The organism is Pseudomonas gingeri (assembly GCF_013386115.1).
GTDB classification, from domain to species: domain Bacteria; phylum Pseudomonadota; class Gammaproteobacteria; order Pseudomonadales; family Pseudomonadaceae; genus Aquipseudomonas; species Aquipseudomonas gingeri.
On sequence record NZ_JACAOR010000001.1, the window covers coordinates 418,211 to 431,501 of the forward strand.

Annotated in this window: 9 protein-coding genes; 5 read left to right on the top strand and 4 right to left on the bottom strand. The window is 63.4% G+C overall.

Annotation, left to right across the window (positions count from 1 at the left end; all coding sequences use genetic code 11):
* Positions 1 to 258: 258 nt before the first annotated feature.
* The 5 genes from HX881_RS01850 to HX881_RS01870 all read left to right on the top strand — a co-directional run bounded on the left by HX881_RS01850 (position 259) and on the right by HX881_RS01870 (position 8,853).
* Positions 259 to 1,281, top strand: coding sequence for a zinc-dependent alcohol dehydrogenase family protein (locus HX881_RS01850; RefSeq protein ID WP_017127248.1), 1,023 nt, complete (start codon positions 259 to 261; stop codon positions 1,279 to 1,281).
* Between the two features lie 599 nt (positions 1,282 to 1,880).
* The gene (locus HX881_RS01855; RefSeq protein ID WP_177082381.1) at positions 1,881 to 3,371 is read left to right on the top strand and encodes a hypothetical protein; all 1,491 of its coding nucleotides are present in this window, start codon (positions 1,881 to 1,883) and stop codon (positions 3,369 to 3,371) included.
* Between the two features lie 11 nt (positions 3,372 to 3,382).
* Entirely contained in the window at positions 3,383 to 4,849 is a 1,467-nt protein-coding gene (locus tag HX881_RS01860) for an aminotransferase-like domain-containing protein (RefSeq protein ID WP_177082383.1), read from the top strand.
* A gap of 105 nt (positions 4,850 to 4,954) precedes the next feature.
* On the top strand, positions 4,955 to 6,607 hold the full coding sequence (locus HX881_RS01865; RefSeq protein WP_177082385.1) for a VRR-NUC domain-containing protein: 1,653 nt from the start codon (positions 4,955 to 4,957) through the stop codon (positions 6,605 to 6,607).
* Entirely contained in the window at positions 6,604 to 8,853 is a 2,250-nt protein-coding gene (locus HX881_RS01870; RefSeq protein WP_177082387.1) for an ATP-dependent DNA helicase, read from the top strand. The genes HX881_RS01865 and HX881_RS01870 overlap by 4 nt, the downstream gene beginning before the upstream one ends.
* Here the strand turns inward: HX881_RS01870 and ispC are convergent.
* The 4 genes from ispC to HX881_RS01890 are packed head-to-tail and all read right to left on the bottom strand — an operon-like array spanning position 8,830 to position 13,269.
* Positions 8,830 to 10,002: a 1-deoxy-D-xylulose-5-phosphate reductoisomerase gene (gene ispC, locus HX881_RS01875; protein ID WP_177082389.1), complete on the bottom strand. Its 1,173-nt coding sequence runs from the start codon at positions 10,000 to 10,002 to the stop codon at positions 8,830 to 8,832. The two genes, HX881_RS01870 and ispC, sit on opposite strands and share 24 nt — an antisense overlap.
* 2 nt (positions 10,003 to 10,004) lie before the next feature.
* Positions 10,005 to 10,973 (bottom strand): terpene synthase family protein, encoded by a 969-nt coding sequence (locus tag HX881_RS01880; protein WP_177082391.1) that lies wholly within the window; start codon positions 10,971 to 10,973, stop codon positions 10,005 to 10,007.
* A gap of 26 nt (positions 10,974 to 10,999) precedes the next feature.
* Positions 11,000 to 12,283, bottom strand: a complete 1,284-nt coding sequence (ispG, locus tag HX881_RS01885; protein WP_177082393.1) for a flavodoxin-dependent (E)-4-hydroxy-3-methylbut-2-enyl-diphosphate synthase — start codon at positions 12,281 to 12,283, stop codon at positions 11,000 to 11,002.
* Positions 12,280 to 13,269, bottom strand: coding sequence for a terpene synthase family protein (locus HX881_RS01890; protein ID WP_177082396.1), 990 nt, complete (start codon positions 13,267 to 13,269; stop codon positions 12,280 to 12,282). Before HX881_RS01890 ends, ispG begins: the two co-directional genes overlap by 4 nt.
* Positions 13,270 to 13,291: the final 22 nt, after the last annotated feature.

Sequence of the window (13,291 nt, forward strand, 5' to 3'; positions counted from 1 at the left end):
GGCGCCTGATTCGCACTGGAAAAATGAACTTTCCTTTTATGAGTCAGGGCCATGGCAGCCGCTGAAACCCGGGGTCCGGTTTTTTTTCTGCGGGAAAAAACCGCCTTTCCTGCCGTCTTCAGCCCCGCTTGCCGACATTGTGTACAATGCCCCCCCAATCAATGACAGGCATGTCGACTATTAATGGGCACGGATAGTCTTCAGGGGAAAGCCCGGATAGAGTTCGTGTCATTAGAGGTTCATTTGGCGAGGTTTGCGATGTCACGCACGATCCGTTTTCACAAGTTTGGTCCGGCCGAGGTGCTCAAATGCGAAGAGCATACGGCCACTCTGCCTGCACCGGGCGAAGTGCAGGTGCGTGTCGAAGCGATTGGCATCAGCTGGTATGACGTCCTCTGGCGGCAGAACCTGGCGTCGTCCCATGCCCGCCTGCCGGCCGGTATCGGTCATGAAATGGCCGGTGTGGTCACGGCCGTCGGTGATGGCGTGGACGATCTGTCGATCGGTGACAAGGTCGCCAGCTTCCCGGCACAGAGCCCCAACGACTACCCGGTATACGGTGAACTGATCGTCCTGCCGCGTTCGGCCCTGACCCGCTACCCGGATGTCCTGACGCCGGTCCAGGCCAGTGTCCACTACACGCCGTTGCTGATCGCCTATTTTGCCTATGTTGACCTGGCGCGGGTCAAGCCGGGGCAGTTTGCCCTGATCACCGACGCCAGCCATTGCGCCGGGCCGTCCTTCGTGCAACTGGGCAAGGCCCTGGGCGTGAAAGTGATCGCCGCGACCAAGACTGCCGAAGAGCGTGATTTCCTGATTGCCCTGGGTGCCGAGAAAGTCATCGTCACCGAAGAGCAGGACCTGCTCATGCAGATCAACAAGTACACCGACGGTCGTGGCGTCGACATGGTCTTCGACGGCCTCGGCGGGCCGCAGATGTCGATGCTCGGCGATGTCCTGGCGCCGCGTGGCAGCCTGGTGCTCTATGGCCTGCAGGGTGGCAACCAGACGCCATTCCCGGCTTGTGCGGCGTTCCAGAAGAACATCCAGTTCTTCGTGCACTGCATCGGCAACTTCACCGGCAAGCCGGAACTGGGCATTGTCCAGGACGAGGCAGCGGTGCAACGGGCACTGCGGGACATCAACCAATTGACGGCGGACCGTGTCCTGCCGCCGCTGGAAATCCGCGCATTTCCTTTCGACGAGTTTGTCGAGGCGCATCGTTACATGGACGCTTGTCCATGCCGTGGACGGGTGGCATTGCAGGTCGATCCCGCCTGATTCAACCCGCGCAATCATCAAGCCCCGTATCAGTCGACTGATACGGGGCTTTTTATTTTGTCCAACAAATTATTGAACTTTTTGTACGAAAGTTGCCGGTGGAAATTGAGTCTTTCACCAACTGAACCGGTTTTTTTCCAAATTCTGTATCTGTTAATCGCCCTGTAAGCACTGATAATTAACGGGTAACTTTCAGCTCAAGGAATGAGTCATGGTCGAGTTTCAGTTGTTGTACCGGTGCGATGCAGTTGCACAAGCTTCAGTCAGGGCGTTCGCGGGGAGTTGGCGCAAACAAGGGGGCTCACGGTGAGGGGCTCTTTCTCATTGAATTTGTTTGTGTGATCAATAGTTGTAGGTAAGTGTAAGAACATTCCTAGGAAGTTCTTATCGCCGCAAGGATCTCCCAAAGTTGACCGGCAATCAGTGACTCAGGTCACACTCACCTATCCTTGCTGTGGATGTTACAGGTCTGGGGTAATACTCTTGTTGTGGTTCGACCTGTTCGATAGCGGACGGCGAATACGCTCCTGAACATAGCACGCGTTGATAATGACGAGCGCCGGTTGCCCGACACTGAACCCAATCCAGGTGTAAAGGCTATGAGCTCTATTCACGAGCAGGCAATGAACTATGTATATCAACAGGTTCTACAGCGGTTGATGAGTTACTTCAGCCGTGCCGAACGTATCGCACTGCAGTTGTTGATCCAGCGCTTGATCGTGGCCGCGGGCGGCATCGAGCGTATCGGTGAGTTCAAGGTCATGGTGCCCCATGGTGGCGGCAAGGACAGCAGTTATACGCTGGCTTTCCTGCGTGCCGCCCAGTTGAGCATCGCCGGGCGTTCGCCGGCCACGTTCAACCTGCGTATCGCCACCCTGCGTCATGCCGGCGTGACCGCCACCGTCATGAACAATATCCATCGCGGCTACTGCGCGCTGTTCGTCTATGACGACCCGCGCGTGGAACTGCTGATGGTGGACAATAAACATGTCCGCCCGTTTCACCATCGCACGCCGATGTCCGATCTCAACCGCGACCTCAACCGGCGCAACCTGCTGATGAACGGCCACCTGACGGCAGGGGATGGCCGGGCGACGTTCTGCAACAGCTGCTACCTGTCGATGGCGGATTTCCATGAGCGTGCCAGTGCCTGGGACAAGGGCATCAGTGCGCTGGTCATCGGCGACCCGCCCCGGGAGCAGAAGCAGTACCTGACCTGGCTGCTGCGCTCGACCGAACGTCCCGACCGCAACCGCCAGGGCGCGGGTCCGCTGGAGTTCGACGAGGCCGTGCGGACCTGCAACGAGCTGAGCCTGGAATATTATCGCGAGCTTTACGGCGATACCCCGGCGCAACCGCCGGGACCGGCCATCGGCCACGCCAGTACGCCGATGCTGCTGAGCGTCTATGACCTGGTGGGCAGCAACATCGAGCAGCGCTGGCCGTTGCTGACCGAATTCCTCGGTTTCCGCTTCGACGACCTGGCCTTCCACTTCAGCGAGTCGGATTGCGCCAACCCCTTGCTCATGGCGCATATGCGCGGCTTGCAGGCGCAATACGTCCGGGGCCTGAGCTACCAGGCGGGCATCACCGAGTACCTGCAACTGGCGGTGGTGATGATGCGCAAGAAACTCATGTCGACGCGCCTGATCGAGCAGGCCGTGGCCGCCTATGACACCCCGGAAAAACTCCTCAACCGCAGGGCCCTGGCCGGGGTGTACGCCCAGGAAGCCTATGGCCTGCGCGAAGAACAACTGATCTGCCTGCTGTTCGCGCCGTTCGTCAACCAGGGGCGTGGCCTGGAGATTTTCCTGCGCCACTGCCATCCGGGCATGCTGGTGGCTTTGCCCGACCTGCACCGGGTCTTGTCGGCGCAACCGGGCAACGAACAGATCGAGCAATGGCTGACCGACGTCAGCGGCCTGACACTCGAACTGCTGCAGGACCTCTATCAGAAGCCCCGGGTCGATTTCAGCACCGCTGTCTCGCTGATTGCCCGGGTGCGGGCCAGCGATCCGGATAAACACCGAGTTGACATCATCAATCCCGACAACGGTGAAGTCTGCAAAGAAGTCCTGTCGGGACGTTAAAAGGATTGGTATTGATAGCTTCAGAAACTTCCGAACCCGGTTCGACCTCCACCGAGCCCGGCGCGGTTCCACGAACGGTCAGAGGACGCAAGCACTCGGACTTCGCCTATCAGTCGGTCTACCGCTACCTGGTCAGCCTGATCAACGAGGTGGAAACCGATGCCCGGGTCAAGCTGCCCTCGTTGCGGCACCTGGCCGAACGGCTGAACGTGTCGATTTCGACCATCCAGTACGCCTACTCCTTGCTGGAGAAGGAGGGCCGGGTCTATTCCCAGGCCAAGTCGGGCTATTACGCGTTGCCGGTTTCCAGCAACGCGTTCGTCAGCGGCGGTGCCGACCTGCTGGAGCAGATGTATGTGCATTCGCGCCGCCCCGGCACGCTGGTGCTGGGCAGCGATGAACCGGCCTTGCTGTTGTCGCTGGACAATCCGCTGTTGCTGCTGGAACGGGAACTGGTGCGCCAGTATCCCCGACAGCAGCAGCCGCAGTTCCAGCCGTTTGGCGAACTGGAGCTGCGCACGGCACTGGCGGTGCGCTACACCACCTCGGCACAGCGCTACTGGCATGCCGACGACGTCTATATCGGCGCCGACCTGCGCAGTGTGCTGGAAACCCTGATGGCGGCGCTGTCCCTGAAGCAGGCGACGGTCCTGGTGGAGTCGCCTTGCGACTGGGTGATCCTGCGGTTGTTGCAGGCCGGCGGGGTGAATGTAATCGAATTGCCCCTGGATGGGCAGGGCGCCTTTGACCTGGCGGGACTTGAACACCTGCTGCGCACGCAGTCGGTCAAGCTGCTGCTGATGTCTTCGCGGATCAATATGCCCCACGGCAGCCTGATGCCCCTGGAGCAGCGCCAGCAGATCGCCCGGTTGCTGGAGCATTTCGGTGTCTGGCTGCTGGAGAACGACAGCCATGGCGAACTGGCCTTCCAGGCCGGGGGCGTGTGCATGCGTGATCTGGTCGACCCGGATCGCCTGCTGGTGTTCGCCAGTTTCGAGCGCTTCATGGGGTGCGAAGCGCCATTCGGCTACCTGTTGTCCCGGCATCTCGGCGTAGAGTTGCAGCGGCATTTCCTGCTGCGCTCGTTCCGCATGTCGCCGACGCGGCAGAAGGCGATTGCCCGCCTGTACAGCAGCGGGCGTATCGACCAGCACCTGGCCACACTGCGGCGGCTGCTCAACGAACGCATGCTGCAGGTCAGCCAGCTGTTGCGCGAGCGCCTGGCCGACAGCCTGGACTTCATCCCGCCCCAGGGCGGTGCGACCGTCTGGGCGCGGGCCACGCGCTCGACGGACATGCGCAAGGTGTTCGAGCGCTTGCTGGAGCAGAAGATCGTCATGGCCCCCGGCGAATTATTCAGCCTGCACGGGCTGCACCGCGATTGCCTGCGCCTGAGCACCACTTCCAACGGTCATCGCCATCTGGAGCAGGCCCTGGGGACGTTGGCCGATGCCTTGCGCCTGGAGTCGAGCCCCTGACCTAGGCGCCCGACAGGCCTTTTGTCCAATTGTGTTTGCCAGGCGCGGGGAGGGCTGTTATCTGTATGCATAACCAGCATTCGATAACCGTGGTCCTTCCTGCCCGTGACAACTCAGCCCCTCGACGATCCGTTTTATTACCTGAACAACTTCCAGCGCGTGCTCGACTGGCTGGCCCAGCGTTATGCCGACCTGCTGAGCGGGCAGGAGCAGGCGTTCATCGACGAGTTCTCGCGCTTGCCCAAGGCTTCCCGGGCGCTGTTGGTGCGCATGGTGATGCGCAAGGGCGAGCACTTTCGCGCCAGCAAGCTGAGTTATGCGGAAATCGGCGGCAGCGACGCGGCGGTGTTGCCCCTGCTGGCCCTGGGTTGGGTCCGCGACGATAGCCCGTTGACGCTGGACGTCTTGTTCGCGGTATTGCAGAAGGCCGAGGTCGTGCAGGCCTTCGCGACCGTCATCACGCAACCCAGGGCCAGGAAGGGTGACCTGCGGGAGGCCCTTGCCGCGCGGTTCGCCGACGAGCAACGGTCGTTTGCCCAGTGGTGCCCGCAACTCCCCGACCGGCTCTACAGCCTGCAGGTCATGGCGCTGTGCGACCGCCTGCGGCTGATGTTCTTCGGCAATCTCTATCAGGACTGGTCGGAATTCGTGCTGGCCGACCTGGGCATCTTCAGCTATGAAAAGGTCGAGTTCTGCGCCGAGTCCCGTGGCTTGCGCAGCCGTGCCGACGTGGACGGCTACCTGCACCTGCATACGGCCCGCGAGGCCCTGGAGGCGGGAGTGGAGATTCCCCGGGTGCTGGCGCATATCCGGCAGTTGCAGACCGACAACCCCTGGCTGGAGCGGCGGCGAGGCAAGCTGCTGTTTCAGCTGGGACAATACAGCGAGCGCCTGGAGGATCTGTCCGGCGCCCTGGCGATCTACGGCGGGTGCCAGTACCCCGGCGCGCGCCTGCGCAGCATCCGGGTGCTGGAACGCCTCGGAGAGCATGAGCAGGCCATGGCGCTGGCTGGCGCGGCCGAGGCGGCGCCGGAAAGTGCCGAGGAACAACAGCACCTGCAACGGATCCTGCCACGGCTGCGACGCCGGCTCGGGTTGCCGGCGCTGGCGCGCCAGGCGCCGACGCCGGTGACACGGCTGGATTTCAGCCTGGTCCATGAACCGGATGAGTCGGTCGAGCAACGGGTGGCCCGGTACCTGCACGAAGCGCAGGCACCGGTGTACTTCGTGGAAAATACCCTGATCAACTCATTGTTCGGCCTGCTGTGCTGGCCGGCGATCTTCGCGCCGCTGCCGGGCGCGTTTTTCCATCCGTTCCAGAGCGGGCCGGCCGACCTGCACAGCGAAGATTTCCACCAGCGTCGGGCCGAGCTGTTTGCCCAATGCCTGGAGCAACTGACGGACCAGCGCTACAAACAGACCATTCGCAGCACCTTTGTCGCCAAATGGGGGCTGCAATCGCCCTTTGTCTTCTGGAACGTGCTGACCGAGGAGTTGCTGGAGCAGGCCCTGGAATGCCTGCCGGCGATTCACCTGAAACACTGGTTCGAACGCCTGCTGCTGGATATCAGGGCCAACCGTGCCGGCATGCCCGACCTGATCCAGTTCTGGCCGGCGCAGAAGACCTATCGGATGATCGAGGTGAAAGGGCCGGGCGATCGCCTGCAGGACAACCAGCTACGCTGGCTGGAATTCTGTCACCAGCACCAGATGCCGGTCGCCGTGTGCCATGTGCAATGGTCGGAGCCGGTCACTTGAGCTACAGCGTTGCCGTGCGCGCCCTGTGCGAATTCACCGCCAAGACCGGCGACCTGGACCTGCGCTTCACCCCGTCGCCGACCGCCCTGGAGGGCATCGTCGGGCATCGCATCGTGGCTGCGCGCCGCAGCGAGGGCTATCGGGCCGAACTGGCGCTGGAAGGGCATTACCTGGGTCTGCGGGTCAGGGGCCGGGCCGATGGCTATGACCCGGCGCAAAACCAGCTGGAGGAAATCAAGACCTATCGCGGCGATCTCGCCAGCCAGCCGGCCAACCATCGCCAGTTGCACTGGGCGCAGGCGCGGATCTACGGCTGGCTGGCCTGCGAGCACCTGCAGTTGGCCGAAATCAACCTGGCGCTGGTGTATTTCGACATTCTCAGCGAAAAGGAGACCCTGCTGCGCGAAACCTGGACGGCGGCCGACCTCAAGGTCTTTTTCGAGCGACAATGCTCGCTGTTCCTGCACTGGGCCGACCAGGAAACGGCCCATCGCAGTGCCCGTGACCAGGCGGCGCAGGCGCTGGCGTTCCCCCATGGCGATTTCCGCCCCGGCCAGCGCAGCCTGGCGGAAACGGTGTACAAGGCGGTGAGTACCGGTCGCTGCCTGATGGCCCAGGCCCCGACCGGTATCGGCAAGACCATCGGCACGCTGTTTCCCATGCTCAAGGCCCTGGCGCCACAGCAACTGGACAAGGTGTTTTTCCTGACGGCCAAGACCCCGGGGCGCCAGCTCGCCCTCGATGCGGCGCGGGTCCTGCACGACAGCAGTCCCGGCCTGCCGCTGCGGGTGCTGGAACTGGTGGCCCGGGACAAGGCCTGTGAACATCCGGACAAGGCCTGTCATGGTGATGCCTGCCCACTGGCGCGGGGTTTCTACGATCGTTTGCCGGCCGCGCGCCAGGCCGCGGCCGCCGTGGCGCTGCTCGATCGCCAGGCCCTGCGGGAGATCGCCCTGGCCCACGGCATCTGCCCGTATTACCTGAGCCAGGAAATGGCGCGCTGGGCCGACTGGGTGGTCGCCGACTACAACTACTACTTCGACTTCAGCGCACTGCTGTTCGGCCTGGCCCAGGCCAACCAGTGGCGGGTGGCGACGCTGGTGGACGAGGCGCACAACCTGGTGGAGCGCGGGCGCCAGATGTACAGCGCCAGCCTGGACCAGTACCACCTCGGCCAGTTGCGTCAGAACGCGCCGGAACCCCTGAAGAAATCGCTGCAACGGCTCAACCGCGAGTGGAATGCCCTGCACAAGGAGCAGGTCGCGATCTACCAGGCCAGTGCCCAGGCTCCGACCCGGCTGCTGCAGGCGATGTCCCTGTGTATCTCGGCCATGGGCGACTACCTCAACGAACACCCCCAAGGGGTGGACGCCGAACTCCAGGCGTTCTACTTCGACCTCCTGCAATTCACCCGGGTCGGGGAGCTGTTCGACGAGCATTTCATTTTCGATATCAGCCTGCGTGAGCACGGCCGGCGACGCCTGTCGCAGCTGTGCCTGCGCAATGTCGTGCCGGCCGCCTTCATCCGCCCACGGCTGACCGCCGCCCGCAGCAGCGTGCTGTTTTCCGCGACCCTGAGCCCCAGGCATTACTACGCCGACCTGCTGGGGCTGCCGGCCGATACCGCATGGATCGATGTCGAGTCACCGTTCCGGCGCGAGCAGCTTGAACTGCGGGTCGTCAGCGAGATATCCACGCGCTTCGTCCATCGCCAGGCCTCCCTGGCGCCCATCGTCGAGTTGCTGGCCGGGCAGTTCGCGCAACGCCCCGGTAACTACCTGGCGTTCTTCAGCAGCTTCGACTACCTGCAGCAGGTGGTGCAGTTGCTGGCCGAGCGGCATCCAAGGATTGCGCTCTGGCAACAGGAACGGCGCATGGAGGAGGGCCAGCGCCAGGCCTTTCTCGAACAATTCACCGAACACAGCCAGGGCATCGGCTTCGCGGTACTGGGCGGGGCCTTCGGCGAGGGCATCGACTTGCCCGGCCAGCGCCTGATCGGCGCCTTTATCGCGACCCTGGGCCTGCCGCAACTGAATCCGGTCAATGAACAGATCAAGCAGCGCATGGCGGCGCTGTTCGGCTCCGGGTATGACTACACCTACCTGTACCCCGGGCTGCAGAAAGTCGTGCAGGCGGCGGGGCGGGTGATCCGCAGCCAGCAGGATCACGGCGTGGTGATGCTGATCGACGACCGTTTCGCCGAGGCCGGGGTCCGCCAGTTGCTACCGCGCTGGTGGCAGGCCTGACAGCTGCGTCGCGCGGGCACGTGCCTGACGGTCGGTGTCCTCGATGGCCTCGAGGCTGTCGCTGGCCACCGAGGCGGTCTGTTCCAGGGTTTGCGAGACCACGCGGGTGATATCGTTGAAGGTCAGGGCTCCCGCGAGAAAGGCCGCCACCGCCACTTCATTGGCGGCATTGAGCACCACGCTGAGTGCACAACCGTCCCGCGCCACCTCCAGGGCCAGGCGCAGGCAGGGGAATCGCACCAGGTCCGGGCGGGCAAAGACCAGCGGCTCGCAACGCGTCAGGTCCAGCGAATCGACGCCGGAGTCGATACGCCGTGGATAGGCCAGGGCCTGGGCGATAGGCGTGCGCATATCGGGATTGCCCAGTTGCGCCAGTACCGACTGGTCGGCATACACCACCATCGAGTGCACGATGCTTTGCGGATGAATCAGCACCTCGATCCGCTCGGCGGGCATAGCGAACAGCCAGCGCGCCTCGATCACCTCCAGCCCCTTGTTCATCATGGTCGCGCAGTCCACCGAGATCTTGTGCCCCATGCGCCACTTCGGATGGGCGCAGGCCTGGTCGGGGGTGACGCTGTCCAGGGTTTCCAGCGGCCGGGTCAGGAAAGGCCCGCCGGAAGCGGTGAGGATCAGGCGTTCGGGACGGACTTCGGGGTGGCTCGACAGGCATTGGAAGATGGCATTGTGTTCGCTGTCGACCGGCAGCAGTTGCGCTGTCGACGCGGCGACACTCGCCATCAACAGCGCGCCGGACATCACCAGCGCTTCCTTGTTGGCCAGGAGGATGCGCTTGCCGGCCTTGGCGGCGGCCAGCGTCGGGGCCAACCCGGCGCCACCGACAATGGCTGCGACCACGGTGTCGCATTGACTGGCCCGGGCCACGTCGACCAGCGCCTGCGGCCCATGCAGCACCTCGGTGTCCTGTCCCAGCGCCAGCAGCCACGCCGACAGGCGCGCGGCCGCGGCTTCATCGGCAACGACGGCGACCTCGGGCCTGAAGGCCAGGCACAGCCGGCACAGCTTGTCGATATTGTGATGCGCGGTCAGGGCGAACACGGAAAAGTGCTCGGGATGCCGCGCCACCAGGTCCAGGGTGCTGTCGCCGATGGAGCCAGTGGCTCCCAGGAGAGCAAGACGTTGCGGCATGATCAGGACTCCTGATGGCCTTGGGGATAGTAACGGCCGGATAGGCGGGTCCAGGCGGTATTGCCATGCACCCAGTCGATGGTGCCTTGGACCAGGGTCTTTTCCTGCGGGGTGCAATGAGGCGAAGCCTGGATGCTCCGAGCCAGGTCGGACATGGTCGCCAGGCCTTGTCGATACAGATCGACCGCGGCGAGGAACGCATCCTCCAGGAGCAGCTGCCGTTCCTGCTGGAGCACCGCCACCAGATTCAGCGGGTCGTGACTGGCGGTCTCCTTGGTGTACGAGTGCAGATCGTTGACCCAAGCGGTCAGTTGTGCGCAGTGTTCGCGGAACGCGATCAGCGGCGCGCGAAGCGGCAAGGGCAGAGGGTTCATTTCCAGCAGGATCAGATCAAACACCGGGAGTGCGCCGATGGACCAGGTGCGTAGTCGGATATAAGCGTCCAGGGTCGGGCAGAGCCCCGATTGGCGGTAGGGCAGTTCAAACAGGCAACTGCTGAAATAGGCCCCCATGCTCTGCGCGAACAGCCTTTGCCAAAGAGGTTGGCCCAGTGCTGAAAAACGTGCGTTCAGGTCCGCCAATGCGCCGTGGAATGGCAAAGGCTCAAGGAGAGGCGGTTGCCCGGTCCTGAGGGTTTCCATGCAACTGTCGAAAACCCGTGCCATCGTGATGGCCTCCTGGCCCTCGCCATATTGGTCGTCGAAGAGAAATAACCAGCCGATCAATTGCGCACCCAGGATTACCTTTTCTGGCGGAGCGTGGGGATAGGTATGCCCGGCGAATGCGCCGCACTTGATCCGCTTGAAGCGCTCGAGTGCTTCATCCCCCCTGGCCAGGCGGAAACGCTGCACCCAGCGCAGGGCCTCGACCTCAGCCAAAGGCGCATGGGGATTGACCCGCACTTCGTCGTGGGGAAGGGTCTCGATCACCTGCTGCAGGTGTCGCGGTAATGTCGAGCGTGAGCCTGGCATGGTGAGGGTCCCGGTCGTGCGGTGATTCACAGCACACGTACTCTGCCCAGATGCGCCAGGAGTTCGTCCAGCTGTCGCCGTGCAGACTCCTGCCGGCCATAGCGAGCAGCGACATAGGCCTCAAGCAGTTGGATGAAGTCCTGGGCGATACCTGGCCCCTTGAGTGTCAACACGCGTTCGCCGTCAATGTAGACGGGAGCCGAAGGGTGTTCTCCGGCACCAGGCAGCGAGACGCCGATATCCGCCAGGCGGCTTTCGCCCGGACCGTTCACTACGCAGCCCATGACGGCGACATGCATCTGCTCGACCCCGTGGAATCGGGATTTCCAGAGGGGCATCTGCGTTACCAGATGATGTTCGATCTGTTGAGCCAGCCGCTGGAAGAAATCACTGGTGGTACGCCCACAGCCGGGACAGGCGACTACGGTCGGGGTGAACGCCCGCAAGCCCATGGTCTGCAGGATCTGCTGGGCGACCTGCACCTCGCGGGTGCGGTCCCCGCCGGGTTCGGGGGTGAGGGAAATCCGCAGCGTGTCGCCGATGCCTTCCTGGAGCAGCACCGCCAGGGCGGTGGAGGAGGCGACGATCCCCTTCGAGCCCATGCCGGCTTCGGTCAGGCCCAGGTGCAGGGGGAAGTCGCAACGGGCGGCGAGGTCGCGGTACACGGCAATCAGGTCCTGGACATGGCTGACCTTGGCCGACAGCACGATCCGCTCCGCCGGCAGGCCGACGGCAATGGCCCGTTGCGCATTCTCCAGCGCCGACACCACCAGCGCTTCGCGCATCACCGCGTCGGCGGCCAGCGGTTGGGCCAGTGCCGCATTGCTGTCCATCATGCGCGCCAGCAGGTCCGGATCGAGACTGCCCCAGTTGACCCCGATGCGCACCGGTTTGTCGTAGCGGCAGGCGATTTCGATCATCTCGCAGAACTGCTCGTCGCGGCGGGCGCCCTTGCCGACATTGCCGGGGTTGATCCGGTACTTGTCCAGGGCTTGCGCGCATTCGGGATAGGTCGCCAGCAGGCGGTGGCCGTTGAAGTGAAAGTCACCCACCAGGGGCACCCCGATCTGCCGGGCATCGAGCAAATCGCGGATCTTCGCCACCTGGGACGCCGCTTCATGGCCGTTCACTGTGATGCGCACCAGTTCGGCGCCGGCCAGGGCCAACTGTTCGACCTGGGCGGCGGTGGCCCGGGCATCGGCGGTATCGGTATTGGTCATGGCCTGGACCACGATCGGGCTGGCGCTGCCCAGGCTGACCGGTCCGATGGCGACCTGGCGGGTCTGGCGGCGGGTGATCAGGGGATTCATCGACGAGCCTCCTCGGTGAAGCACGGGGCGTTGTAGCGGGGAACCTCCAGTGACCAGTCGAGATTGCCGCTCATCCAGCTTTCCAGGGCGTCGGCATAACGCTCGATCGCCTGGCGTTCGAGATCGGTATAGCGCTGCTGATCGAGAAACGCCGGCAGCCTTTCCCGCGCCTGCTCGAACGTCCGGACACGGGAAGTCACCAGGCCATTGACGAACGCCATGGCCTCGCGGACCGACAGGCCCAGGTGATGCCGGCAGACCACCACATAATTGTTGATTTCATCGAAACGGCTTTCCTTGGCATAGGAAAAAATATCATTGACCAGGACCAGCACATCGCTGGTGCTCTGTTGCAAGGCCTGGAAAGGCCGGGTACGACAGAAGGCCTCAGGCAATTCGGCATGGTTGGCATATTCGCCGGCGCTGAACATCAACTGGCTGGCGCCGGTATAGCGCCGGACCAGGGCGAAGGCCAGCAGGTCTGGCACCTCGCCAGCGGCGCGGATCTCGACTTCTTTCAGGACCGCATCGAAGTAGGCCCGGATCTCGCCGAGGAAACGTCGCTGTCCGGCGGTACTCAGGCCGCGCCGGATCGAGCCGATCAGGGCGCACCCGGCCAGCTCCAGGCCCGGTTTGGCGGCGGGCGCCAGCGGGTCTTGCGCCAGCTGCGAAAACAGGCGTTCCAGCAGGGCCTCGGTCGCGATCACATGATGGTTCAGTTCCCCCTGGTCGAGGGCATCGTCCAGCAGGAAAAGCCAGCTCATCAGACTGATCATGTGTTCCAGCCCGGTGGCATCCACATCAGGGAAAACCCTGGCGTTCAGTTCGCCGAAGCGCCCGCTGTCCAGTACCTGGCGTGTCGCGGGGTCGATCAGGCCCATCGACTCCAGCCAGGCATCGGAGGTTCGGCTGGCACGCTCCAGATGCGGGTTGATCCGCGAGGCAAAGGGCAGGTGAATCGGTGGTCGATCGAATGCAGGGATCATGTCGGCTCCTATGCCCCGATGG

Excerpts from the sequence above, each read along its gene's own strand:
- ispC (WP_177082389.1), bottom strand. The coding sequence starts at position 10,002 with ATGCCGCAACGTCTTGCTCTCCTGGGAGCCACTGGCTCCATCGGCGAC.
- HX881_RS01855 (WP_177082381.1), top strand. The coding sequence starts at position 1,881 with ATGAGCTCTATTCACGAGCAGGCAATGAACTATGTATATCAACAGGTT.
- ispG (WP_177082393.1), bottom strand. The coding sequence starts at position 12,283 with ATGAATCCCCTGATCACCCGCCGCCAGACCCGCCAGGTCGCCATCGGA.
- HX881_RS01880 (WP_177082391.1), bottom strand. The coding sequence starts at position 10,973 with ATGCCAGGCTCACGCTCGACATTACCGCGACACCTGCAGCAGGTGATC.
- HX881_RS01890 (WP_177082396.1), bottom strand. The coding sequence starts at position 13,269 with ATGATCCCTGCATTCGATCGACCACCGATTCACCTGCCCTTTGCCTCG.
- HX881_RS01850 (WP_017127248.1), top strand. The coding sequence starts at position 259 with ATGTCACGCACGATCCGTTTTCACAAGTTTGGTCCGGCCGAGGTGCTC.